Source organism: Nonomuraea sp. NPDC050556 (assembly GCF_044457355.1).
GTDB lineage: Bacteria > Actinomycetota > Actinomycetes > Streptosporangiales > Streptosporangiaceae > Nonomuraea.
This window is the reverse complement of sequence record NZ_JBITGU010000001.1, coordinates 3,781,765-3,805,318: the sequence shown is the minus strand read 5'-3', so window position 1 is coordinate 3,805,318 and position 23,554 is coordinate 3,781,765. Positions and strand designations below refer to the sequence as shown.

Genomic DNA, 23,554 nt, shown 5'->3' with positions numbered 1-23,554 from the left:
GGTCTTTCCGTACGGTCACCCGGAACGTGCACGTTGCCACGGGGGGAGACCGCCCCATGGGTGATCACATGAGCATCCCCGCACGGAGCGGCCCCCCATGAACGGGCGTCCCGTGGACAGGAGCCTCGTTGGGGCTTCACTCCCACGTGCGGAGAGCAGTGGCGCCCGATCCCGCTGCATGGCTGGCAGGCGGGTGAGCGGTCCGGGGCGCGGTGTGTTGCAGGGTGGGTGAGTGGTGGCCCGGGGCGCGGGTGCGGTGAGTGGTCCGGGGTGTTGGTGTGTGGTGGGCTGGTGAGATTTGGGGTTGGGGTCGATGAAGTGGCTTGACGCGTTGCTGGGCCGTTCGCAGCCAGCCAAGCCGAACCTCGACGCCCTCTTCGCCCTCCCCTCCGCCGCCGTCACCCTCCAGGCGGCCACCGGGCTGGAGCCCACCGGCCTGGGCTCCGTGTGCTTCAGAGCAGCGGAGGGCGGCGCGTTCGCCACCCTGGAGGCCGACGTCAAGGCGCTGCTCGGCCAGCGCGTCGAGGAGTCGCGCGACTCCTACGGCTACACCTGGCTGCTGGTGCGCCGGGAGCCGTCCGCGCTCAGCGACCTCGTCACCGAGCTGCACGCGGTCAACTCCTCGCTGGAGGGCGCCGGGTTCGGGCCGTCGCTGCTGTGCTCGCTGGTGTCCTTCGCCGACCAGCGCGGGCGCCGGCTGGCCGTGGTGTACCTGTACAAGCGGGGCACGTTCTACCCGTTCGCCCCGCTGGACGGCCAGCGCAGGGACAACGCGCTGGAGCTCCAGGGGCGGGCCGCGCTCACCGGGGAGTTGAAGATCGAGGAGGACCTCGGCCGGTGGTTCCCGGTCTGGGGCGCGCCGGGGCTCTGAGCGCTACATTGCGGGCATGATTCTGGAGATCCGCACCTATCGCCTCAAGCCCGGCACCACTGACGCGTTCGTGCGGGTGATGCACGAGGAGGCGGTGCCGATGCTGGAGAAGCACGGCATCACGGTGGTCGACTACGGCGCGTCGCTGGTCAGGGAGCAGCCGGACTGGGAGGAGGCGTACATCATGCGCGCCTTCCCGTCCCTGGACGCCCACCAGCAGCAGGAGGAGGCCTTCTACAGCAGCCAGGAGTGGCTGGAAGGCCCGCGGGAGGCGGTGATCTCCCGCATCGAGAGCTACCACACCATCGTCATCGAAACCTCCCAGGCCGCCGTCGACGCCCTCACCCGCCCGAGAGCTTGATCGCTGAAGGTGATCTAATGATCACGTGGAGCGAAGGTTGGTCATGGTCGCGGTCGGGGCGTTCGTCGTCGCCGCCGTGTTCTACAGCGCGTGGATCCCCGGCCAGTTCGCCACCCCGGCAGTGGACAGGACACACGGCTATCTCAGCGAGCTGGCCGCCAAGAACCAGCCCTGGTCCGTGCTGTTCAGGCTCACCGACGCGCTCACCGGGCTGCTCACCCTCCTGGGGGTCGCGGTCGTGCCCAGAGTGCCCAAGGAGTGGCTCGGGTGGCTGGCGCTGGCCGCGTTCGGGGTGTTCACGATCGCGGACGGCGTGTTCCCGCTCGACTGCGCGGCCCTCAGCGACCCCGCCTGCGACGGCGGCCCGCTGATCCACACCTTCACCAGCGTCGCCGCCACCGCGAGCGTGCTGATCTCCATGGTCGTCCTGGCGAGGATCTGGCGTTCGCGCGTGGCCTGGGTGATCGCGGCCGCCACGCTGGTGGCGACGCTGGTCACGCTGGTGGCCGTACCGCTGCACGGCCCCGTCGGGGTGGCCCAGCGCGCCCAGGTGCTGCTCGTCGCCGCCTGGCTGTTCTACCTCGCCATCAGGCTCGCCACCTCCGACGTCGCCCACGAGCCCCCGGGCAGGCAGCACGTCGTCAGCGAGGGCTCGGGCCCCGCCGTACTGCTCGCCTCCGGTCTGGGCGGCACCTGCGCGCAGTGGGACGCCGTCGCCGCCGACCTGGCCAAGGACCACACGGTGATCCGCTTCGACCGCCCGGGACTGGGCGACAGCCCGGCGAGCCCCACCCCACCCACCCTGTACGGCGAGGCCGCCCGCCTGGCGGCGCTCGCCCCCGGCCACCCCCAGCGCGTCACCGTGGTCGCGCACTCCATGGCCGCCTGGCACGCCGAGGCGTTCGCCCGGCTGCACCCCCTGCGCGTCAGCGGCCTGGTCCTGGTGGACCCGAGCTGCGAGTCGAAGGAGCAACGCCGTACGACCAAGCTCGGCAGGGCCGTCGGCCGCTGGCTGCCCGCCCTGGGCGGCACCTGGGGCCTGCACGCGCTCGCCGTCCCCGCGGGCAAGGACGGCGCGCACCTGGCGGCGGGGGCGGGGGAGTGGCTCGCCTACCGCGACATGGCGGCCGACCTGCTGGAGATCCGGCAGGAACACCGTTTCCCCGACGTCAGGGCGGTGGTGATCAGCGCGGGCAGGCGCGACCGCTGCCAGGAGGCGCTGGCCCACGACCTGCGCGCCCGCCTGGTCAGGCTCCAGAAAGACGGGCACATGGTGCACGAGAGCAACCCGTCCGCCGTGGCCCAGGCCTGCCGATTTAACGCAGAGTAGTCGGGTATATCCGAACAATGACGGCGCGTTGGGGGTGGGTGCCGCGTGCCCTGGCGGGTGCGCTGGCGGTCCTCGCCGCCTACTCCGCCGCGATCGCGCTGTTCAGGCCGCTGCGCAGGCTGCTCGCCCCGGTCACCTCCTGGTTCGGCGACGTCGTCTTCCCCGTCGAGCCCAACCTCGCCTACGCCGTGTTCCTGGCGCTGCTCGCCGGTGCGATCGCCCGGCGCAAGCGCGCCGCCCACCGGCTGTTCGTCGCCTTCCTCATCCTCAGCCTTGTCGCGCTCGCCCTGTTCTTCCTGCTGGTCTGGTACGACCCGAGCCTGGCCGAGGGCGAGTCACTGGGCAGGAACGCCGCCAACGCGGTCGTCACCCTCGCCCTGCTGGTCGTGCTGGTCCTGGCCAGGAAGGAGTTCTACGCCAAGGTGCAGCGCGCCGCGTTCCGCAAGGCGCTGCTGACCCTGCTGGCCGGGCTCGGCGTCTCGTTCTGCGTCGGCCTCGCGCTCGTCGAGGTCTTCCCCGCCACGCTGAAGCCGTCCGAACGCGTGCTCTGGACCCTGGAGCGGACGCTCGGCGGCGCGCTCGACCTCGACCTCACGCGCCAGGGGCACGGCCACGCCTGGATCGCCTTCCTCATCGGCCTGATGAGCGCGATCGCCCTGCTGCTGGCCTTCGCCGTGCTGTTCCGCTCCCAGCGGGCCATCGCCGAGCTGCTGCCCGGCGACGAGGTCAGGCTGCGCGAGCTCCTGGCAGGGGAGGGCGAGCGCGACTCGCTCGGCTACTTCGCCACCCGCCGCGACCGCGCCGCGATCTTCTCGCCCAGCGGCAAGAGCGCGATCTCCTACCGCGTCGTCGCCGGGGTGAGCCTCGCGGGCGGCGACCCGATCGGCGACCCGGAGGCGTGGGAACCGGCGATCAGGAAGTGGATGGACCAGGCCACGGCCTACGGCTGGACCGCCGCGGCCATCGGCGCGGGCGAGGAGGGCGCGAAGGCCTACGACCGCGCGGGACTGAAGGTCCTGCAGCTGGGCGACGAGGCCGTCCTGCACGTGTCCGACTTCACCCTGCAGGGCAGGGACATGCGCGGCGTACGGCAGGCCGTCAACCGGGCCGAGCGCGCCGGGTACACGCTGCGCGTGCGCAGGCACGCCGAGCTGTCCCAGGACGAGATGCGCACCGTCATCGCCAGGGCGGACGCCTGGCGCGACACCGAGACCGAGCGCGGCTTCTCCATGGCGCTCGGCCGCCTGGGTGACCCGGCGGACGGCAGGTGCGTGCTGGTCGAGGCGCTGACGGCGGACGGAGACGAGGCGGCGATCCTGTCGTTCGTGCCGTGGGGCGAGCGCGGACTGTCGCTCGACCTGATGCGCCGCGACCGCGAGGCGGACAACGGGCTGATGGAGTTCATGGTCGCCGGGCTCGTCAAGAAGGCGCCCGAGCTGGGCGTCGAGCGCGTCTCGCTCAACTTCGCGGTGTTCCGCTCCGCGTTCGAGGAGGGTGCGCGCATCGGCGCGGGCCCCGTGCTGCGCGCCTGGCGCGGGATGCTGCTGTTCTTCTCCCGGTGGTGGCAGCTCGAGTCGCTCTACCGGTCGAACGTGAAGTACCGGCCCGAGTGGGTGCCGCGCTTCCTGGCCTATGCCGACACGCGCGACCTGCCCAAGGTGGGGCTGGCCTCGGCGATCGCCGAGGGCTTCCTGGCCGGGCCGAGCCTGCCGACGCTGCTGCGGCGCGGCGAGAGCCGTCCCCAGGAGCCCCTGCCCGTCACGGCGGAGGCGCCTGAGCCGCCGGTGAAGGTGAAGCAGCAGGCCGGGGTCCGTGCCGCCAAGCTGCTTCTGGTGCCGGAACCGTACCCGCCGGTCTTCGAGCGCACGCACACGACGGCGGAGGCGGACACGGTCGGCGAGCAGGTGGTGGTGGCGGGACGGGTCATGCGGGTGCGCGACCACGGCGGGGTGATCTTCGTCACGCTGAGGGACTGGGCGGGGGAGCGGCAGCTGATGCTGACCCGCCCGGAGGCGATGACGCGCTGGCGGCGCGTCGTCGACCTGGGCGACCTGGTCGGCGCGCGCGGCGAGGTGGCGCTGTCGGACAAGGGCGAGCCGTCGGTACTGGTGGAGGCGTGGACGATGACGGCCAAGTCCCTGCACCCGCTGCCGGGAAAGGTCAGCGGGGAGACGCGCGTCCGGCAGAGGCACCTCGACCTGATCGCCGACCCGGCCGCGCGCCGGATGCTGCGTACCAGGGGCGCGGCCGTGCACGCGCTGCGCGACGGGCTGGTCGGGCGCGGCTTCCTGGAGGTGGAGACGCCGATCCTGCAGCCCGTGCACGGCGGCGCCAACGCCAGGCCGTTCACCACCCACATCAACGCCTACGACCTGAAGCTCTACCTGCGCATCGCGCCCGAGCTGTATCTCAAGCGGCTGTGCGTCGGCGGGGTGGAGCGCGTGTTCGAGCTGGGCAGGACGTTCCGCAACGAGGGCGTCTCGCACAAGCACAACCCCGAGTTCACGATGCTGGAGGCCTACCAGGCCTACGCCGACTACCGGGTGATGCTCGACCTGGCCAGGGAGCTGGTCCAGGAGGCGGCGCTGGCCGCCACGGGCGGGCACGTCGTGCAAGGTGTTGATATTTCGGGACAGTGGCCTGTGGTCTCGGTCAACGACGCGATCTCGGCGGCGGCAGGCGAGGAGGTCACCGTCGACTCCAGCGCGAACGTGCTGCGCAGGTTGTGCGACCGGCTCGGCGTGCCGTACCACGCGAAATGGGGGCGCGGGCAGCTCGTGCTGGAGCTCTACGAGCACCTGGTCGAGGCGCGCACGACCGCGCCGACCTTCTACATCGACTTCCCCGCCGAGGTGTCGCCGCTGACCAGGCCGCACCGCCTGGACGCCAGGCTGGCCGAGCGCTGGGACCTGGTGGCCTTCGGCTCCGAGCTCGGCACCGCCTACTCCGAGCTGGTCGACCCGATCGAGCAGCGGCGCAGGCTGACCGAGCAGTCGCTGCTGGCGGCCGGCGGCGACCCCGAGGCGATGGAGCTGGACGAGGACTTCCTCGGCGCGCTCGAGTACGCGATGCCGCCCACCGGCGGGCTCGGGCTGGGCGTGGACCGGCTCGTCATGCTCCTGACCGGGGCTTCCATCCGCCAGACGCTGCCGTTCCCGCTGGTACGTCCGCAGAAGAGGTGACGCAGCGCGCTCGGACCCACCAGAATGGCGGAAAAGAAGCCATTTGTGGGGGTAGCAAATGCCGGACCTCATGGCCCTGCGGCCAGGGGATCCCGCCGCGGTCGGGGACTACTCCCTGAGCGGGCGCATCGGTGAGGGCGGGCAGGGGACCGTCTACCTCGCCACGGACAAGAACGGCGCCAAGGTCGCGGTGAAGCTGCTGCGCGCCGACCTGGCGGGGGACAGGGAGGCTTCGGAACGTTTCGTCCGCGAGGTGGCCGTCGCGCGGCGGGTGGCGCCGTTCTGCACCGCCCAGGTCGTCGAGACCGGACTGTTCGGCAACCGCCCCTACATCGTCAGCGAGTACATCGAGGGGCCCACGCTCACCGAGGTCGTCCAGCAGCAGGGCCCGCGCTCCGGCGCCTCGCTGCACCGCCTGGCCATCGGGACGATCACCGCGCTGGTCGCCATCCACCAGGCGGGCATCGTGCACCGCGACTTCAAGCCGTCCAACGTGCTGCTCGCCTCCGACGGGCCGCGGGTGATCGACTTCGGCATCGCCAGGGCGCTCGACCTGACCTCGTCGCTGACCGCCGCCGCGATCGGCACGCCGTCGTTCATGGCGCCCGAGCAGCTCACGGAGTCGAGCCCCGGTCCGGAGTCCGACATGTTCGCCTGGGCGTGCACGCTGCTCTACGCCGCCTCAGGGCAGGCCCCGTTCGGCACCGACAGCCTGGCCGCGGTATTCAACCGCATCATGAACGCCGAGCCGGACGTCGGTTCGGTCACCGACCCCGCCCTGCGCTCGCTGGTGGCCGACTGCCTGGCCAAGGATCCGATGCGCAGGCCCAGCGCCGGGGATGCGCTGCTGCGCCTCCTGGGGCACGCCGGCGCCCCCGCCCCTCAGTCCGTCCCGAATGCCGCGCCGCCATCCCTGCTGGCCCAGGGAACGGCTGTCGCAGCGCCCCCGCCGTACCAGCCTCAATACCAGCCCCAGCCTCAGCCGTACCCCTACTACCAGCACCAGCAGCAGCAGCAGCCACCGCCGCTCCCTCCGACGCGGCCGGTGCAGAAGGGCAGCCGGGTCGGGTGGATCGTCGCGGCGGCGGCCGTGGCCGTCGTGGTGTTACTGGTCGGCGGCGTGTTCGCCGCCGTGAAGCTGTCCACGCTCAACCTCGCCACCACCTCACCGACGCCCACGCCACCGCCGACCACCACGCGGGCGCCCACCCCGACCCCCTCGGCCGACGTGCCGGTGGCGACCAGGACGGTCACCCTGCCGGGCACCTCCGTCGTGATCGAGGAGAGCGACGACGACCCCGTCAAGCTGACCTCCTACAGCCTGGAGTACGGCAAGAGCGTCTACATCAGGCAGCAGGACTCCACCAGGTTCACCACCAGCAAGGCCTACTTCGAGTACACGCTCAACCGCGCGGGAACCTTCGCGCTGGGCACCGACGTCGACTACACCAGCGACTACTACGCCCAGGTGTCGATCATCAACCACCGCACCGGCGAGAAGACCAGCGTCAAGCTCACCGCCGCGCCCATCTACCCCACCACCCCGCGCTGGTCGCCCGACGGCGAGCACGGCCTCGTCACGCTCTACCGGGCCAGGAACAACAAGAGCGAGCCGTACGGCTACGCCATCATCGACGTCGCCAGCCACACCGGCCAGGCCTTCGAGGTCAAGGACAAGGGCGCGGGGGAGTGGCGCTTCTTCTGGAACGGCGACAGCCGCTCGGTAGGCACCTGGGTGGGCGGCAAGATGCGCTTCTACGACCTCAAGGGCTCCCTGCTGCGCACCCTGTCCAGCGGCGGCTCGCCCGTGTGGGTGGAGAGCGACGACGTCTCCCCGTCGGGCGAGCGGTTCCTGACCCACTGCGCCGCCGCGGGCAACAGCGTCTGCGCGAAGTCGACCACGGGCGAGTCCGGCCAGGAGGTGAGCATCCCGTTCATCAGCACCAGGCTCATCGGCTGGTGGGACGACGAGCACATCGCCGGGTGGCGCACCAAGGGCGCGGGCTACGAGGCGGTCGTCGTCGACATGAACGGCGAGGTGAAGCGGGTGCTGGCCACCGCGCCCAAGGCGGCCGACTTCGACAAGATGGGCGTCCGTTACACCAGGACGTCCCCCTAGGAATCAATCGGTCAAGTCACCGCGTCGGTTCCGGGCGGAAACGCCTGCCGATGGTGACATGGCGCTTATGATCAAGTTGACTCATGCCATAGCGGTTGCCGCCGCGGCCTTCGCGGGCATCGGGATGTTCGGCGGGGCCGCATCGGCGGACTCTGCGAGGGTGACGATGGACCACACGCACGAGCAGATCACGGTCGTCGGCGAGGGCGCCATCTCGGCCGCCCCCGACGTCATGCGGATCACGGCGGGAGTCGAGGTGCGCGAGGAGACCGCGGCCAAGGCGTTCAAGGGCGCCAGGGTGGCCGCGGCCAAGCTGCGCGACGCCCTGGTCGAGGCCGGGGTCGAGGAGAAGGACCTGCGCACGAACGAGGTGTCGCTGGGCCCGGAGTACGAGACCTACCCGAAGGTGGCCGGTTACCGCGCCGCCCAGGGGGTCGAGGCGGTCGTGCGCGACCTGACGAACGCCGACAAGGTGATCGACTCGGTCGCGAGCATCGGTGAGGAGGCCAGGCTCAACGGCATCTCCTTCGAGCTGTCCGACCCGGCCAAGGCGCTGAAGGCGGCCAGGGCCAGGGCGTTCAAGCAGGCGGCGGCCAAGGCCAAGCACTACGCCGAGCTGGCGGGCCGCCCGCTCGGCCAGGTCGTCTCCGTCGCCGAGGACGTGCAGGGCGGCGGCCCGCAGCCGCTGATGTTCGCCGCGGGCGCGATGGAGGACAAAGCGGCCTCCATCACCCCGGGGCAGCAGACCGTCGGCGTCAGCGTGAAGGTCGTCTACGCCTTCGCCGACTAGTTACGGAAGGGCCAGCATCCGGTCGAGCGCGACCTTGGCCCAGTGCGCGGTGTCCGGGTCGACCGTGATCTGGTTGGGGACCTCGCCCAGCACGAGCGACTCCAGCGCCCACACCAGGTGGGGCAGGTCGATCCGGTTCATCGTGGAGCAGTAGCAGACGGTCTTGTCGAGGAACGAGACGTTCTTGTCGGGGAACATCTGCCCCAGCCGCTTGACCAGGTTGAGCTCGGTGCCGATGGCCCAGCTCGACCCGGCGGGCGCCGCCTCCAGCTTCTTGATGATGTACTCGGTCGAGCCCACGTAGTCGGCCTTGAGCACGACCTCGTGCCTGCACTCCGGGTGCACCAGCACGTTCACGCCCGGGATGCGCTCGCGCACGTCGTCCACCGACTCGGCGGTGAAGCGGCCGTGCACCGAGCAGTGCCCGCGCCAGAGGATCATCCTGGCGTCCCGCAGGTCGTCGGCCTTGGGCGGCCGGTGCGGGTTGTAGAGGACGCAGTCGTCCAGCGACATGCCCATCTCCAGCACCGCGGTGTTGCGCCCCAGGTGCTGGTCGGGCAGGAACAGCACCTTCTTGCCGCGCTCGAACGCCCAGTCGAGGGCGCGCTTGGCGTTGGAGGAGGTGCAGACCACGCCGCCGTGCCGTCCGCAGAAGGCCTTGATGTCGGCGCTGGAGTTCATGTAGGTGACGGGGATGACGTCGTCGGCGATCCCGGCGTCCTCCAGGGCCTCCCACGCCTCCTCCACCTGGTCGAAGGTGGCCATGTCGGCCATCGAGCAACCGGCTGCCAGGTCGGGCAGGATCACCCGCTGGTCGGCCGTGGTCAGGATGTCGGCGGACTCGGCCATGAAGTGCACGCCGCAGAAGACGATGAACTCCGCCTCGGGCCGCGCGGCCGCCTGCTGGGCCAGCTTGAACGAGTCGCCGGTCACGTCGGCGAACTGGATGACCTCGTCGCGCTGGTAGTGGTGTCCCAGGATGAAGAGCCGCTCGCCGAGCGCCTCCTTCGCCTTGCGGGCCCGCTCGACCAGCAGCGGGTCGGAAGCCGACGGCAGCTCGCCGGGACAGTCGACGCCCTTCTCGCTGTGCGGATCGGCGCTCGTGCCCAGGACGAACAGTGGGAGTGTCATGACCGGACCCCTTATCGTCTAAGTGACGATACCTATTCTGGCACATCTTTTGGAGGGATTTATCCGGGGGTAGGGTGATCGTCCATGTGGATCAAGCTTGCCGCCGCAGCCGTCATCGGCGGGGTGGCCGGGCTGGCCGTCTTCGAACTCGCCTCGCTCGGCGGGCGGGCCGTCTTCGTCGCCACCGGCGTCCTGGCCGGGCTCGCCGCCGCCGGAGGGCTCGGCTTCTACCAGCGCTCGGCCAGGCTCACCGAGGTCAGGGTGAGCGTGCCGCAGCTCAGCGAGCTCACCTTCGTCGTCAACGACGAGAGCAGGCAGGTGGCCTGGCGGCTGTTCGTCGAGACCGTCACCCGGGTGTCCACCCAGCCGCTCGACGACGACGACGGCCTCGTGCGCGAGGCGCTCGGCTCGCTGCACGGGCTCTTCGTCACCACCCGCGACACGCTCAAGTCGACCAGGCCGTCCGCGCCGGTGCCCGGCGGGCAGACCGTGGAGCACCTGGCGATCACGATGCTCAACAAGGTCCTGCGGCCGTTCCTTTCCACGTGGCACCCGAGGCTGAGCGAGTTCGAGCGGGCCAACCCGCGCACGGCGGAGTCCGCCTGGCCGGACGCGCTGGCCTGCCGTGCGGAACTGCGTGCCGTACAAGCTGATCTGTACGGCTATGCCATGGGGTTCGCCAGGCTGGCCGGGGTGCGCGAGCCGGAGACGATCGTCTCAGCACGCCTGTAACCGGGCCTCCTGCTCCACGTCCGGCAGGTAGGCCGCCCACTGCGCCGCGTTGAGCGGGCGCGGCGCGCGGTGGCAGATCGAGGCGACAGGGTCGAGCATCGCCGACACGTCCCACGTCCGCACCTGGAAGTCCACGCCGCCCGAGGCCAGCGTCCTGCCGTCGCGGCTGAAGGCCAGCGTGGTCACCCCGTACCAGTGCGCGGGGAACGCCTCGCCGACCGGCCTGCGCGCCTCCACGTCCCACAGCCGCACGTCGCCGTCGGCGTCGCCGACCGCCAGCAGGCCGTTGACCGGGTTGAAGGCGAGCGCTTGCACGTCGGCGCCCGCGCCGATCCGCCCGGCCCGCTGCGCGCCCGTCGCCGAGTCCCACAGCCGCACGGTGTTGTCCGCGCTGCCCGTGGCGACGGTCGCGCCGTCCGGGCTGAAGGCGACCGTGTTCACCTGGCCCGCGTGCCCGGCCAGGGTCGCGAGCAGCGTGCCGCGCGCGGTGTCCCACAGCCTGGCCTGGTTGCCGCTGTCCGCGACGGCCAGCACATTGCCGTCGGCCGGGCTGAACGCCAGCGACGACGCCAGCGGGTTCTCCGCGTTTACCGCCAGCTTGCTGGTGACGGGCGCGCCCGTCCTGGCGTCCCACAAGCTCAGGCGCGAACCGGACGACGAGGTGGCGATCAGGTTCTTGCCCACCGCCACAGCCGTCACCGGTGCCCGCGCCCTGATCGCGGGGCCGATCCTCAGGCGGGTGACCGGGTCCCACGCCGACACCTGCCCGCTGTCCGCGCCGACGACCAGCCCGCCCTGCCGGGTGAACGCCAGGGCGTCGACGCTCTCGCCGCCGCCGAGCGCGATCACCCCGGCCGGCCGTCCGCCGCGCCAGAGCCTGACCTTGTCGTCCCTGTCGCCGCGCGGCAGCCCGGTGATCTGCGGGCCGAACCCGCCGCTGCCCGTGGCCAGCGTCCCGTCAGGGCCGAAGGCGACCGCGTCGACCTTCCCCTCGTGCCCCGGCTTCAGCGTCTGGCCGGACGGGATCTCCCACAGCCGCACCTCGCCGGACTCCTGCGCCGAGGCCAGCAGCCCGCCCGCGCCGAACGCCACCGACGTCACCGCGTCCGTGTGCCCGGTCAGCGGCGGCGTGGCCGGGCGCCAGGTGGCCATGTCCCACACCCGCACGGACTCGTCCGCGCTGGCCGAGGCCAGCAGCCGCCCGTCGCGGCTGAACGCCAGCGAGGTGACCTCGTCGGTGTGCCCGTCCAGGTCGCCGAGCCACTCGCCCCTCCTGACGTCCCACAGCCTGACGCGGCGGTCGTCCGGGCCGCTGTGGACCGTCACCGCGCCTGTGGCCACCGTCCGGCCGTCCGGGCTGACGGCCAGGCTCACCAGGCCCTGGCGGGCGACGTCGCGCATAGTCCTGATCTTCTTGCCGGTCTTCGCGTCCCAGACGACGAGCCTGTCCTCGCTCGCGGTGATCAGCCACCTGCCGTCGGGGGAGAAGGCCAGGGCGGTGCAGAGCTCGTGCTCCACGCTCACCTTCCCCAGCCGGACCCGGTCCTGGTCGAGTACGGCCAGCCGGGTCGCGTGAAAGGCGACCTCGGTGCCGTTCACGGTCTTCGTCCTGGTCCTGGTCCTCGCGTCCCAGACGCCGACCGTCCCGTCCTCCTCCACCGTGGCGAGCGTCACGCCCCCGAACACCACGCTCCCCTCGGTCGCCAGCTCCGCGACCGGCCGACGCGTGCCCACGTCCCACAGCCGCCCGCCCGTCGCCAGCGTCGTCCCCGCGGCGTCGAACGCCACCCGCCCCCGCTTCCCCTGGAGTACGGCCAGGCCGGGGCGGGACAGCGCGGACAGCAGGTTGGCCCGCGACTCGGCCGTCGGCGACAGCCGCCACGCCGTCAGCGCCAGCCGCCTGGCCAGCTCAGGATCGTTCTCGCCCAGCCGCTCCCCGTCCGCCACCAGCGCGCGGGCCACCGCCGCGTCACGCTGCCTGCTCACCGTGCCCGCCTCGCTCGCGAACAGCACCGCGAAGAGCGTGGCCGCCGTCGTCAGGGTCGCCAGCGCCGCGATCGCGCTCCTGGCCAGCCGCCTGACCCTGCGCTCCTGGTGGACGGCCTCGCTCTCCAGATCCTCCGGCGGCACGCCGTGCATCGGCGAGGCGATCTGCGCCACCGCCCGCCTGAACCGCGGGCCCTCCAGGGACTGCGCCTCCTTCGCCCAGCTCATGTCGATGTAGAGCGGCTCCTGCTCGAACGCCTTCACCAGCGCGGGATGGATCGCCGTCGAGTCGCCGTGGAACGCCCCGGCCTCGCCGTCCCACGCACAGGTGCCGCCGGTCAGGACGATCAGGATCCTGTCCGGGCCCTTCGTGTCGAGCCAGTGCCTGATCTCGTCGCCCACCCAGCGCGAGGCCGCGCTCTGCGGCGAGGCCAGGACGACCAGCCAGCCGGAGTCGTCCAGCGCCCGCCTGATGTCCGGCCACAGGTGCGGGGTCAGCGACAGGCCCGTGGAGTCGCGGAAGACCTCCAGCGCCCTGCGCCTGTTCCAGGGCTTGGCGAGCATCTCCAGCGCCTGCTCCAGCGCCGGGGCGAACGCGCCGTCGGCCGCCTGCGAGTAGGAGATGAAGGCGTCGAACCTCCTGGGGGAGTTCTCCATGATCCAGTTGTATAGGAGGGGCCGGGAATGTGTGGCATGGCCAAGGTGTTGCTACCGTCTAGGTAGGACGTCAGAAACAGACAGCCGTGACAGTGCGGCTGATCCAGACGCGGGAGTCAGCACATGACGGTTGAGAGCAGCGAGACCACGGCGCAGGGCCTTCTTCTTAGCGACGCGGCCGCAGCCAAGGTCAAGAGCCTGCTGGAGCAGCAGGGCGAAGAGGGTCTGCAGCTTCGCGTTGCCGTGCAGCCTGGCGGCTGTTCCGGGCTGCGCTACCAGCTCTTCTTCGACGACCGTTCGATGGACGGGGACGTCGTGTCGGACTTCGACGGGGTGGGTGTTGTCACTGACCGGATGAGCGCTCCGTACCTCATCGGCGCGACGATCGACTTCGTCGACACGATCGAGAAGCAGGGCTTCACCATCGACAACCCCAACGCCACTGGCTCTTGCGCCTGCGGCGACTCGTTCAACTAGGCGTCACCTCTGGAGGTCCCGCCCGCCACACCGGCGCGCGGGACTTTCGCACGCCCAGACCCCTCCCGGGGGTGCTTCCCCGAGGGACCTCAACCCCCTGAGGACCTCAACCCCCTGAGGACCTCAACTGCTTTGGGACCTCAACCCTTCTCTTGCAGTGGCCTCGCCCTCTGAGTGGTTGACCTCCGCAGGCTGCGAGCCCTCCGTGACGGATCCCTTCTTTAGGATCTTCTCTTCAGGGTCTTCTGGGATACCGGAGCTCAGGGGCCCGGGGGCTTGCGAGCGGGCTTCGCCGTACGAGAGAACTGCGCCTCCAACCGGGCAAGATGAAGGTTGTTGCGGTGTCGCGTATTCTCGTGTGGCTCATTGGCTTGCTGACAACGAGGAAGAAGAATCCCGTGCGCATCGCCGTCACCGGCTCCATCGCGACAGACCATCTGATGACCTTCCCCGGCAGCTTCGGCGACCAGCTCATCGCCGAGCAGCTCGACCGGGTCTCGCTCTCGTTCCTGGTCGACGACCTGCAGATCAGGCGGGGAGGTTGCGCGGCGAACATCGCGTTCGGCATGGGCTGCCTCGGCCTCAGCCCGGTCCTCGTCGGCGCGGTGGGGTCCGACTTCGCCGACTACCGCTCCTGGCTCGAGCGCCACGGCGTCGACTGCGACTCGGTGCACATCTCCGAGGCTCACCACACCGCCAGATTCCTGTGCACCACGGACGAGCACCACAACCAGATCGCCTCGTTCTACACCGGCGCGATGGCCGAGGCACGCAACATCGAGCTGCAGCCCATCGTGGACCGCATCGGTGGCCTCGACCTGGTGCTGATCAGCCCCAACGACCCCGACGCGATGCTCCGCCACACCGACGAGTGCCGCCAGCGCGGCATCCCGTTCGCCGCCGACATCTCGCAGCAGCTGGCCCGCATGGCCGACGAGCAGATCCGCCAGCTCGTCGACGGCGCCGCCTACCTCTTCTCCAACGACTACGAGAAGGGGCTCATCGAGCAGAAGACCGGCTGGTCGGACGAGGAGATCCTGGACAGGGTCGGCGTCCGCATCACCACGCTCGGGCCGAAGGGCGCGCGCATCGACCGCAAGGGCGAGCCGTCCATCCACGTGGTGCCCGCTCCCGAGCTGGGCAAGGCCGACCCGACGGGCGTGGGTGACGCGTTCCGTTCCGGGTTCCTGGCGGGGCTGGCGTGGGGGCTGCCGCTGGAGCGGTGCGGGCAGATCGGCAACCTGACGGCCACGCACGTGCTGGAGCGGGTGGGCGGCCAGGAGTACGAGCTGGGGCAGAAGGTCTTCCTGGAGCGCTTCGCGGCCGCCTACGGCCCGGACGCGGCCGCCGACGTCGCCGCCCACGTCAAGTGCCACTACGCGTGACCTCTTCCTGCCACTGTCCGTAACAGACCTGTGGCCCGCCGCCACCCCCGTCCTATCCTCACGTATGGCCTGGGACTTCAACGCGGCGGCGGCCACAGGTGGCGACCTCCTGCGGTTGGCGCAGGAGCGCATGCGCTGGCCGGAAGAGCCCGTCGCCGCTCCGTGGGGCGTCTCGATCTCCTACTTCCTGCGCCCCTACCTGCACGCTCCGCTCTACCTCACCCGCCACCTGGACAGGTTCGGCGGGCTGGAGTTCGCCCCGCACTTCGTCACCTTCGACAGCCACCGGGTGCAGTGGGTCCAGGTGGTGCAGGTGCGCACCGTCCCGCTGCTGGACGCGATCACGACCGCGGCCGTGGACACGGCGGCCGACCGGATCGGCGGGCTTCTGCCGCCCGTCCCCGGCAAGAAACTCGCCCTCGACTGGCTGGCGAGCAAGAGCACTGACCTGCTGCTGTCGCTCTGCCTGACCGCGCTGGGCGACCTGGGCGAGCAGGCCCTGTCCGTGCACGTGCCCACCCAGGTGGTCTACCTGAGGAAGGGCGGCAGGCCGAAGGTGCTCGAGTCGAGCCTGTTCAGCTCTGCCGTACTGGCGTTGCCGCAGGTGAACAGGAGCGTGCTGGCCACCGCCGCCGCGCATCGCCGGCAGATCCTCGTCCACCCCGACCATGCCGACTACCAGCAGCGGCTGTATCGGGCGCGGATGTTGCGCGAGCGGATCAGCTTCCATCTGGGCGCCGCGCGCAGGAAGGCGGCGGCGATCGATCCGGGCGCCGCTGTGGCCGCCCTCAGCGCGCAGCCTCCCCTCGGTTTCCCACCAGAACGGCCCGAGTACGGCAGGCCGTACCCGGACGTGGGGCCCCAACCGGGTGGCGGGTACGGCCCGCCGCCCGGTTGGCGGTGAGGTTCAGGACGCGAGACGCGGTGGAGGTTCAGGAAGCGTAGATGCGGTGGACGAACGAGGCGAGCTGGTCGTCGGGCAGGTGCTTGGCCAGGTCCGCCTCGCTGATCATGCCGATGATCCGGTGGTCCTCGATCACCGGCAGGCGCCTGATCTGGTTCTCCTCCATGCGCGACAGCGCCTCCTCGACCGTGGCGTCGGCGGCCACCCACACCAGGCCGGTCGCCAGGTCGCCCGCCGTCACCTTGGCCGGGTCGTGGCCCGCGGCGATGCACTTGGTGACGATGTCGCGGTCGGTGATGATGCCCTTGAGGCGGTCGTCGTCACCGCAGATCGGCAGCGCGCCCACGCCGCGGTCGCGCATCATCTGCGCGGCCCTGTCGAGCGTCTCGTGCGCGGCGATGCACTCGGCTCCCGGGCTCATGAGGTCGCGAGCGGTCTCGTGCGGATGTCCAGCGGTCATCGGATTCCCCCCGAAATGTGATGACATTCGGGGTGGTCCTACCCACATCACGCAGGTCACGACACCTCACGCCATACAGGTCAATACCTTCACGGGGCGTCACGGGCGGCGTCGCGGCGACCCGGCCGCGCGCCCGATGACCGTCACCCTGGACAGAGCCCGGCCACGGACGGCGAGTGGGCATCCCACGGCCCTGCCGTACCCCCAAGAAGGCCGCAACCCCAAGAAGGACCTCAACCCCAAGAAGACCCAACCCCCAAAAAGACCGCAACCACCGAGAGAGCGACACCCCAAGAAGGACGGGACTCCTCATGGGGGATGGGGCGCAGCGCCCCTCGCGGGGTCAGTAGTTGCGGCGGACGTGGATGGACCAGCCGCCCTGGGGGAGCTCGTAGGTGCCCACGTGCGGGTGGGACTTGAGCCTGCACCACGCGGGCACGTCGGTGAACGCCGCCGGGTCGTCGGCGAGGACCGCGACGATCGCGTTCAGCGGCACGAAGTTGATCTGCTCGGCGAGCATGATGATCGGGATCGGGCACTTCTTTCCCAGTGCGTCGATCGTCAGTGCCGGCTGAACTGCGGCAGTCATGCGACTCCTGCGTCTTGACGGATCCGGTGCACCACGTCGGGAAGGACGGCGAGGAATCGGTCGACCTCCGCCGCGGGAGTGCCCCTGGGCAGCGATACCCGGACGTTCCCATGGGTAAGCACGCCCATCGCCTCCAAAACGTGCGATGGACGAAGCGTACTAGCGGTGCAAGAACTCCCGGACGATACGGCAAAACCGAGCTTGTCCAGTTCTGTCAACATTACTTCGCCATCGACGTAAAGACAGGAGAACGTCACGATATGCGGCGCCCGATCGACGGGCTCGCCGATCACCTCCACGTCCGGGATCACCGAAGGCACCGTCTCCCTGATCCGGTCCACGAGCGCCGACAGCCGCGCGTTCTCCTGCGCCGCCTCGGCCCGCATCGCGCGCAGCGCAGCCGCTGCCGCCACGATCGAGGGCACGTTCTCGAAGCCAGGCACGCGCCGCCGCTCCCGCTCGTCCTCGGGCAGCGGCGACCTGAACCGCGTCCCCTTCCGTACGGCCAGCACCCCCACCCCGGCGGGACCACCCCACTTGTGCGCGCTCGCGGTCAGCACCGACCAGCCCGTGGGGATCGGCAGCCGACCGGCCGTCTGCGCGGCGTCGACCAGCAGCGGCACCCCGTGCTCCTGACAGGCCTGGGCTACGGAGGCGACCGGCTGCAACGTTCCGACCTCGTGGTTGGCCGTCTGGAGGCAGGCGAGAGCCGTACCCTCCACAGCGACAGCGGCCGCGAAGGCGGCGAGGTCGACGCGCCCGGTCAGCCCGACGCCGACCGTCTCCACGCTGCCGCCGTCCCGCTCGTGGACCCCCGCCGCGTGCAGCACGCTGGAGTGCTCCACCGCGCTGGTGACCAGATGTCGGCCCACCCGGCGCCTGCCGTGTAGGGTGCCGCCTACGCCGAGATGCACGGCCTGCGTGCCGGACGAGGTGAACGACACCTCGTCAGGGCGCGCGCCGAGCGCCTCGGCCACCTCGGTGCGCGCCTGCTCCAGCAGCAGGTGTGCCCGGCGGGCCTGGCCGTAAAGGCGAGCGGGGTCGGCCCAGCCGACGTCGATCGCGGCCAGCAGCGCCTCGCGCGCCTGGGGGTGGAGCGGCTCGGTTGACGCCGCGTCGAAGTACGCCACATGACGTATCGTCCCACTCCCGGCGCGCCATCGAGGGGTCGGGCAGGGGGGCGAAGGTCTTCCGCGCTAATGTGTCTGCAATCAGCTGTGCATATGAATACGAGCGCCCAGGAGTGACTCCTGGGCTTCATCTGTGGGGTAGGCGATCCGTGAGTCCGACCCGCCGTACGACGCGGCGTCCGTTGGCCCGGCGCAGAGTGCCCGGCGCCGCCGCTTTGGCGTTGCTGCTGGCCTCCGCGACGGCGTGTGCTAGTGACGTTCCGAGCCCTGACTGGTCGTCGGGTCTGCTTCCGGAGCACGTGACGACAGAGAGCAACATCGTCACAAATCTGTGGAACGGGGCCTGGATCGCCGCACTCGCCACTGGCGCGCTGGTGATCGCCCTGATCATCTGGGCGTGCATCTTCCACCGCAAGCGCAACAAGACGGCCGAGTTGCCGCCGCAGGTGCGCTACAACCTGCCGATCGAGATGCTCTACACGCTCGTTCCGCTGGTGATGGTGGCGGTGTTCTTCTTCTTCACCGCGCGTGACCAGAACACGATCACGCACGTGAGCGCCGGTGCTCAGGCCGCGAAGGTCAAGGTGAAGGTCGAGGCCTTCCAGTGGAGCTGGCGCTTCACCACCGAGTACAACGGCAAGAAGTCCGTCGTGGTGGGCAAGCCGGTCAGCAACTACACCCAGGGCCCGCAGCTCGTGCTTCCGGTGAAGTCCAAGGTGGAGTTCGCCCTGGAGTCGCCCGACGTGATCCACTCGTTCTGGATCCCGGCGTTCCTGTTCAAGCGTGACGTGATCCCGGGCGTGAAGCCGGAGAACAACCGCTTCGAGGTGAACACGCTCGACGTGAAGCCCGGCACGGTCTACGCGGGCCGCTGCGCCGAGCTCTGCGGCGTCGACCACAGCCGGATGCTCTTCAACGTGAAGCTCGTCTCGCAGGCTGAATTCGACCAGTACATCGCCACGCAGGCGGGGAGTGCCCAGTGACCGCCATCAACGAGCCAGTGCGAGCCGCCGTCACGGCGCGGCCGACCCCCAAGGGTCGCATCATCGCCAAGTGGATGTCCTCGACCGATCACAAGATCATCGGGCACCTCTACCTCATCACGTCGTTCGCGTTCTTCCTGATCGGCGGCGTCATGGCGCTGATCATGCGCGCCGAGCTCGCCCAGCCTGGTCTGCAGATCACCTCGAACGAGCAGTTCAACCAGCTGTTCACGATGCACGGCACGATCATGCTGCTGATGTTCGCGACGCCGCTGTTCGCGGGGTTCGCCAACGAGCTCATGCCGCTGCAGATCGGCGCTCCCGACGTCGCGTTCCCGCGCCTGAACATGGTCAGCTACTGGCTCTACCTGTTCGGCAGCATCATCGCGGTGTCCGGCTTCTTCACCCCGAGCGGCGCGGCCAGCTTCGGCTGGTTCGCCTACACCCCGCTGTCGAGCGCGATCAGCTCGCCCAGCGTCGGCGGTGACCTGTGGATCATGGGCCTGGCGCTGTCCGGCCTGGGCACGATCCTCGGCTCGGTCAACTTCATCACCACGATCATCTGCATGCGCGCACCTGGCATGACGATGTTCCGGATGCCGATCTTCACCTGGAACGTCCTGCTCACCAGCATGCTCGTGCTCATGGCCTTCCCGGTCCTGGCCGCCGCGCTGCTGGCGCTGGAGGCGGACCGCAAGTTCGGCACGCACATCTTCAGCCCGGAAACAGGCGGGGCCATGCTCTGGCAACACCTGTTCTGGTTCTTCGGCCATCCAGAGGTCTACATCATCGCGCTGCCGTTCTTCGGCATCGTCACCGAGATCCTGCCGGTCTTCAGCCGCAAGCCGATCTTCGGTTACATCAGCCTCGTCGGCGCGACGATCTCGATCGCCGGTCTGTCGATCACGGTGTGGGCGCACCACATGTTCGCGACGGGGCAGGTGCTCCTGCCGTTCTTCTCGTTCATGACGTTCCTCATCGCGGTGCCGACCGGTGTGAAGTTCTTCAACTGGATCGGCACGATGTGGCGAGGCCACCTGAGCTTCGAGTCTCCGATGCTCTTCTCGGTGGGCTTCCTCATCACCTTCCTGCTCGGCGGTCTGACCGGCGTCATCCTGGCCTCGCCGCCGCTCGACTTCCCGCTGTCCGACTCCTACTTCGTGGTGGCGCACTTCCACTACGTGGTGTTCGGCACGGTCGTCTTCGCGATGTTCGCGGGCTTCTACTTCTGGTGGCCCAAGTTCACCGGCAAGATGCTCAACGACAAGCTCGGCAAGCTGCACTTCTGGCTGCTGTTCATCGGCTTCCACACCACGTTCCTGGTGCAGCACTGGCTGGGCGTGCTGGGCTTCCCGCGCCGCTACGCCGACTACAGCGCGGCTGACGGCTTCACCGACCTGAACATGCTCTCCTCGGTGGGCGCGTTCGTGCTCGGCCTGTCGACGCTGCCGTTCTTCTACAACGTGTGGAAGACCGCGAAGTCGGCGCCCAAGGTCACCGTCGACGACCCGTGGGGTTACGGCGGCTCGCTGGAATGGGCGACCTCCTGCCCGCCGCCGCGGCACAACTTCACCTCGCTGCCGCGCATCAGGTCCGAGCGCCCCGCTTTCGACCTGCACTACCCGCACGTCTCCGCCAAGACATCGCAGGAGGTTGAGGCCTGATGAAGGTTCAGGGTTGGCTGTTCCTGTTGTGCGGCCTGTTCTTCGCGGCCGTCGACGTCGCCTACTGGTTCTGGACGAAGGCCTCGACCGGGCACGGTGAGCCGGTCGGCACGACCGCGATGGCGATCTCGGTCGGCTTCGCGTTCATGATCGGCTACTACCTCATGTTCACGGCGCGCCGCATCGGCAACCAGCCGGAGGACAACAAGCAGGGCGAGATCAGCGACGGCGCAGGGGAGATCGGGTTCTTCTCTCCGCACAGCTGGTGGCCGCTGTTCGTCTGCCTGGCCGCCGCGTTCGCCTTCGTCGGCTTCGTGATCGGCCTGTGGATGTTCTTCATCGGCGCTTTCATGATCATCATGGCGATGATCGGGTTCGTGTTCCAGTACTACCGGGGCAACTTCTCCCACTAGAGATCGCCCGAAAAGCGGATACGGCAGATGCCGTATCCGCTTTTGGCGTTTTTTACCGCGTGTCGAATGTGGCGAAACGATCACTCAGGGTAGTAAGTGGAGGTAAGCGGATCGATCGCGGATGGGGGAGTTCCCGTGGGGCGCAGGACACGTGGAGCGGCCGGGTTGCTGGCCTTGTCGACGTTGGTCGCCTGTTCGGCGAGTAACGCGGCAGAAGAAGGCGGGAACCCGGTGCCGGTGGCGGACGCCGCGGTGACCGTCATCCCGCTCGACAAGGCGGGCAAGGTGGGCACCGACGAGCCGGTGCTGGTCGCCGCGACGGGCGGCACGCTCAAGAGCGTCGCGGTGAGCGGCAAGAACGGCAGCCTGCCCGGCGAGTTCAGCGCCGACAGGACCCGCTGGCGCAGCAAGAAGACCGCCAGGCCGGACAGCACCTACACCGTCACGGCCGTGGCGACGAACCCGCAGGGCAAGGCGACGGAGAGCACCAGCACGTTCTCCACGGTCGACGCGGACAAGTCCTTCGAGATCGAGGAGATGCTCCCCAACAGGGACGACACCGAGCTCACCGTCGGCGTCGGCATGCCGATCATGGTGACGTTCAACAAGGACATCACCGACCGGGTCTCCGTCGAGCGCAACCTCGTGGTGCGCAGCTCCAAGCCGGTCGAGGGCGCCTGGCACTGGTTCGACGACCGCAACGTGCACTTCAGGCCGCTCACGTACTGGCCTGCGCACACCAAGGTCCGCCTGGAGGCCAAGCTGGCCGGGGTGCGCGGGGCCGAGGGGATGTACGGCAAGCGGGACTACACGCTCGACTTCAGGATCGGGCGGTCGCAGATCACCAAGGGCAGCACGGACAACCACTACCTGACCGTGAAGCGCGACGGGAAGAAGATCCGCGAGATCGCGATGAGCGCGGGTCAGGGCGGGGCGTGGAAGTACTACACGACCTCGGGGATCCACCTGGCGATGTCGCGCGAGCCGGTGACCATCATGGTCTCGCCGGGCATCGGGCCGGGGTCGCCCGGTTACTACAAGAAGACGGTCTACAACACCGTGCGGATCTCCAGCAGTGGTGAGTACGTGCACAGCGCGCCGTGGTCGGTTGGGTCGCAGGGGTACTCGAACGTGAGCCACGGGTGCGTGAACGTCTCGCCGTCGAACGCGTCGTGGTTCATCAGGAACACGCTGATCGGGGACCCGATCATCATCACGGGGTCGCCGCGCGAGCTGGAGCCGACGAACGGGTGGGGGCACTGGCAGGAGTCCTGGAAGCAGTGGCTCAAGTGGAGCTCCATCAAGTCCGCACCCACCGAATCCCTCTGACCTTCATCGCCCCGCCCCGGATGCGCTTTCCTTAGCTTTCCGGGGCGGGTGCTCTTTTTCCGGCTGCTCTCTCTTTGGGGGTACGGCAGGCCGGGGGACGCCCAGTCGCCGCACGGGGCCGGGCTCCGTCCAGGGGCACGGCCGACGAGCGTGCGTGGCCGGCCGCCGCGACGCCGCCATCCCACCTCTTCGTGCTGCCTTTCACGACGGTAGTGACAGCCTCGCGTGGACCAGCAGTGCGCCTTCGACGAGCGTCGTGGTCAGGGTGCCGTGGTGGAGGGCGGTGCGTTCGCGGAGGTTCAGGAGGCCCTTGCCCTGGGGGAGGGGGAGGGTGGCGTGTCCGTCGTCGTGGACCAGGATGTCCACGTGGCCGGAGCGCCAGCGCAGCGTCACCGTCGCTGATCGCGCTCCTGCGTGTCTGAGGGTGTTGTCCAGGCACACCTGAACGATCCGGTACGTGGAGAGCTCCACGGACGTTCCCAGCGCCGCGGGGCGGCCTTCCTGGATCAGCTCGACGCTCAGCCCGGCCCGCCGTACGCACTCCAGGAGGTCGTCGAGGTCGGTCAGGCCCGGTTGCGGGGTGGTGGTCGGCGCGGCGCCGCTGAGGACGGCGAGCAGGCCGAGCAGGCGCTGCAGCTCCGACAGCGCCAGGCGGCCGGACTCCTCGGCCACCCGCAGCGTCTCCCTGGCCCGGTCGGGATCCTTGGCCATGATCATGCGTCCTGCGCCCACGCCGAACGTCATCACGCTCACCCGGTGCGCGGCGACGTCGTGCAGCTCCTGCGCGATCCTGGCCCGTTCCGCGGTGACGGCGTGGCGCGCGGACAGGTCCTCGTGCGCTCTGCGGAGCGCGGCCGACCGGTGGTGCGCGCGCAGCAGCAGGAGGGCGAGCGCGGCGCAGGCCGCCGCCAAGATCCATGACGCCATGCGCTGCACGGTAGGTCCAGGGGAGTTCCCCTGACATCCCCTCCCCGGATGACGCCAGATCCCCCCGTCAGGTGACCCACCCCCAAGGAACCCCAGCCCTCCGAAAAGCGCAGCCTCTCAAAGGACCTCAGCCC

20 protein-coding genes are annotated in these 23,554 nt (G+C 69.8%); 14 read left to right on the top strand and 6 right to left on the bottom strand.

Going from position 1 to position 23,554, the window contains the following annotated elements:
* Window positions 1-313: 313 nt before the first annotated feature.
* The 6 genes from ACIBG8_RS17990 to ACIBG8_RS17965 all read left to right on the top strand — a co-directional run bounded on the left by ACIBG8_RS17990 (window position 314) and on the right by ACIBG8_RS17965 (window position 8,653).
* The gene (locus ACIBG8_RS17990) at window positions 314-871 is read left to right on the top strand and encodes a hypothetical protein (protein WP_397343852.1); all 558 of its coding nucleotides are present in this window, start codon (window positions 314-316) and stop codon (window positions 869-871) included.
* A 16-nt stretch (window positions 872-887) separates the two neighbouring features.
* A complete protein-coding gene (locus ACIBG8_RS17985) occupies window positions 888-1,232 on the top strand; it encodes an NIPSNAP family protein (RefSeq protein ID WP_397343851.1) in 345 nt (114 codons plus the stop codon).
* Window positions 1,233-1,257: 25 nt separating this feature from the next.
* Window positions 1,258-2,562, top strand: a complete 1,305-nt coding sequence (locus ACIBG8_RS17980; protein WP_397343850.1) for an alpha/beta fold hydrolase — start codon at window positions 1,258-1,260, stop codon at window positions 2,560-2,562.
* A gap of 17 nt (window positions 2,563-2,579) precedes the next feature.
* Window positions 2,580-5,744: a bifunctional lysylphosphatidylglycerol synthetase/lysine--tRNA ligase LysX gene (lysX, locus tag ACIBG8_RS17975; protein ID WP_397343849.1), complete on the top strand. Its 3,165-nt coding sequence runs from the start codon at window positions 2,580-2,582 to the stop codon at window positions 5,742-5,744.
* 58 nt (window positions 5,745-5,802) lie between these two features.
* Window positions 5,803-7,863, top strand: coding sequence for a protein kinase (locus ACIBG8_RS17970; RefSeq protein WP_397343848.1), 2,061 nt, complete (start codon window positions 5,803-5,805; stop codon window positions 7,861-7,863).
* Window positions 7,864-7,930: 67 nt separating this feature from the next.
* Window positions 7,931-8,653 (top strand): SIMPL domain-containing protein, encoded by a 723-nt coding sequence (locus ACIBG8_RS17965; RefSeq protein WP_397343847.1) that lies wholly within the window; start codon window positions 7,931-7,933, stop codon window positions 8,651-8,653.
* On the opposite strand, the gene nadA is transcribed toward ACIBG8_RS17965, so the two are convergent.
* Window positions 8,654-9,784: a quinolinate synthase NadA gene (gene nadA, locus ACIBG8_RS17960; protein ID WP_397343846.1), complete on the bottom strand. Its 1,131-nt coding sequence runs from the start codon at window positions 9,782-9,784 to the stop codon at window positions 8,654-8,656. It lies immediately after the preceding gene.
* Window positions 9,785-9,868: 84 nt separating this feature from the next.
* Here nadA and ACIBG8_RS17955 point away from each other — a divergent pair, with 84 nt between their 5' ends.
* A complete protein-coding gene (locus ACIBG8_RS17955; protein ID WP_397343845.1) occupies window positions 9,869-10,516 on the top strand; it encodes a hypothetical protein in 648 nt (215 codons plus the stop codon).
* Here the strand turns inward: ACIBG8_RS17955 and ACIBG8_RS17950 are convergent.
* Window positions 10,502-13,159 carry a TIR domain-containing protein gene (locus tag ACIBG8_RS17950; RefSeq protein ID WP_397343844.1) on the bottom strand — a complete coding sequence of 886 codons (2,658 nt, stop codon included), beginning with the start codon at window positions 13,157-13,159 and terminating at the stop codon, window positions 10,502-10,504. The genes ACIBG8_RS17955 and ACIBG8_RS17950 overlap by 15 nt on opposite strands.
* Before the next feature lie 123 nt (window positions 13,160-13,282).
* On the opposite strand from ACIBG8_RS17950, the gene ACIBG8_RS17945 reads away from it, so the two are divergent.
* The 3 genes from ACIBG8_RS17945 (at window position 13,283) to ACIBG8_RS17935 (ending at window position 15,925) form a co-directional block, all read left to right on the top strand.
* A complete protein-coding gene (locus ACIBG8_RS17945) occupies window positions 13,283-13,636 on the top strand; it encodes a HesB/IscA family protein (protein ID WP_397343843.1) in 354 nt (117 codons plus the stop codon).
* Between the two features lie 398 nt (window positions 13,637-14,034).
* The gene (locus tag ACIBG8_RS17940) at window positions 14,035-15,021 is read left to right on the top strand and encodes a carbohydrate kinase family protein (RefSeq protein ID WP_397343842.1); all 987 of its coding nucleotides are present in this window, start codon (window positions 14,035-14,037) and stop codon (window positions 15,019-15,021) included.
* A 64-nt stretch (window positions 15,022-15,085) separates the two neighbouring features.
* Window positions 15,086-15,925, top strand: coding sequence for a hypothetical protein (locus tag ACIBG8_RS17935; RefSeq protein WP_397343841.1), 840 nt, complete (start codon window positions 15,086-15,088; stop codon window positions 15,923-15,925).
* Between the two features lie 28 nt (window positions 15,926-15,953).
* Here ACIBG8_RS17935 and ACIBG8_RS17930 read toward each other — a convergent pair whose 3' ends face one another.
* From ACIBG8_RS17930 to ACIBG8_RS17920, 3 genes are all read right to left on the bottom strand, one after another.
* Window positions 15,954-16,385 carry a CBS domain-containing protein gene (locus ACIBG8_RS17930; RefSeq protein WP_397343840.1) on the bottom strand — a complete coding sequence of 144 codons (432 nt, stop codon included), beginning with the start codon at window positions 16,383-16,385 and terminating at the stop codon, window positions 15,954-15,956.
* 343 nt (window positions 16,386-16,728) lie between these two features.
* Window positions 16,729-16,974, bottom strand: a complete 246-nt coding sequence (locus ACIBG8_RS17925) for a sulfurtransferase TusA family protein (protein WP_397343839.1) — start codon at window positions 16,972-16,974, stop codon at window positions 16,729-16,731.
* Window positions 16,971-18,104, bottom strand: coding sequence for a cysteine desulfurase family protein (locus ACIBG8_RS17920; protein WP_397343838.1), 1,134 nt, complete (start codon window positions 18,102-18,104; stop codon window positions 16,971-16,973). The genes ACIBG8_RS17925 and ACIBG8_RS17920 overlap by 4 nt, the downstream gene beginning before the upstream one ends.
* Before the next feature lie 299 nt (window positions 18,105-18,403).
* On the opposite strand from ACIBG8_RS17920, the gene ACIBG8_RS17915 reads away from it, so the two are divergent.
* The 4 genes from ACIBG8_RS17915 to ACIBG8_RS17900 all read left to right on the top strand — a co-directional run bounded on the left by ACIBG8_RS17915 (window position 18,404) and on the right by ACIBG8_RS17900 (window position 22,493).
* Window positions 18,404-19,087, top strand: coding sequence for a cytochrome c oxidase subunit II (locus ACIBG8_RS17915; RefSeq protein WP_397343837.1), 684 nt, complete (start codon window positions 18,404-18,406; stop codon window positions 19,085-19,087).
* On the top strand, window positions 19,084-20,751 hold the full coding sequence (gene ctaD, locus ACIBG8_RS17910) for a cytochrome c oxidase subunit I (protein WP_397343836.1): 1,668 nt from the start codon (window positions 19,084-19,086) through the stop codon (window positions 20,749-20,751). Before ACIBG8_RS17915 ends, ctaD begins: the two co-directional genes overlap by 4 nt.
* A complete protein-coding gene (locus ACIBG8_RS17905) occupies window positions 20,751-21,164 on the top strand; it encodes a cytochrome c oxidase subunit 4 (RefSeq protein ID WP_397343835.1) in 414 nt (137 codons plus the stop codon). The genes ctaD and ACIBG8_RS17905 overlap by 1 nt, the downstream gene beginning before the upstream one ends.
* 135 nt (window positions 21,165-21,299) lie before the next feature.
* Window positions 21,300-22,493, top strand: coding sequence for an Ig-like domain-containing protein (locus tag ACIBG8_RS17900; protein WP_397343834.1), 1,194 nt, complete (start codon window positions 21,300-21,302; stop codon window positions 22,491-22,493).
* Between the two features lie 201 nt (window positions 22,494-22,694).
* Here ACIBG8_RS17900 and ACIBG8_RS17895 read toward each other — a convergent pair whose 3' ends face one another.
* Entirely contained in the window at window positions 22,695-23,420 is a 726-nt protein-coding gene (locus tag ACIBG8_RS17895) for a sensor histidine kinase (RefSeq protein ID WP_397343833.1), read from the bottom strand.
* Window positions 23,421-23,554: the final 134 nt, after the last annotated feature.

Coding starts and splice junctions, on each gene's coding strand:
- ACIBG8_RS17965 (WP_397343847.1), top strand. CDS start 7,931: ATGATCAAGTTGACTCATGCCATAGCGGTTGCCGCCGCGGCCTTCGCG.
- ACIBG8_RS17970 (WP_397343848.1), top strand. CDS start 5,803: ATGCCGGACCTCATGGCCCTGCGGCCAGGGGATCCCGCCGCGGTCGGG.
- nadA (WP_397343846.1), bottom strand. CDS start 9,784: ATGACACTCCCACTGTTCGTCCTGGGCACGAGCGCCGATCCGCACAGC.
- ACIBG8_RS17945 (WP_397343843.1), top strand. CDS start 13,283: ATGACGGTTGAGAGCAGCGAGACCACGGCGCAGGGCCTTCTTCTTAGC.
- ACIBG8_RS17905 (WP_397343835.1), top strand. CDS start 20,751: ATGAAGGTTCAGGGTTGGCTGTTCCTGTTGTGCGGCCTGTTCTTCGCG.
- ACIBG8_RS17930 (WP_397343840.1), bottom strand. CDS start 16,385: ATGACCGCTGGACATCCGCACGAGACCGCTCGCGACCTCATGAGCCCG.
- ACIBG8_RS17985 (WP_397343851.1), top strand. CDS start 888: ATGATTCTGGAGATCCGCACCTATCGCCTCAAGCCCGGCACCACTGAC.
- ACIBG8_RS17935 (WP_397343841.1), top strand. CDS start 15,086: ATGGCCTGGGACTTCAACGCGGCGGCGGCCACAGGTGGCGACCTCCTG.
- ACIBG8_RS17990 (WP_397343852.1), top strand. CDS start 314: ATGAAGTGGCTTGACGCGTTGCTGGGCCGTTCGCAGCCAGCCAAGCCG.
- ACIBG8_RS17955 (WP_397343845.1), top strand. CDS start 9,869: ATGTGGATCAAGCTTGCCGCCGCAGCCGTCATCGGCGGGGTGGCCGGG.
- ACIBG8_RS17925 (WP_397343839.1), bottom strand. CDS start 16,974: ATGACTGCCGCAGTTCAGCCGGCACTGACGATCGACGCACTGGGAAAG.
- ACIBG8_RS17950 (WP_397343844.1), bottom strand. CDS start 13,159: ATGGAGAACTCCCCCAGGAGGTTCGACGCCTTCATCTCCTACTCGCAG.
- ACIBG8_RS17895 (WP_397343833.1), bottom strand. CDS start 23,420: ATGGCGTCATGGATCTTGGCGGCGGCCTGCGCCGCGCTCGCCCTCCTG.
- lysX (WP_397343849.1), top strand. CDS start 2,580: ATGACGGCGCGTTGGGGGTGGGTGCCGCGTGCCCTGGCGGGTGCGCTG.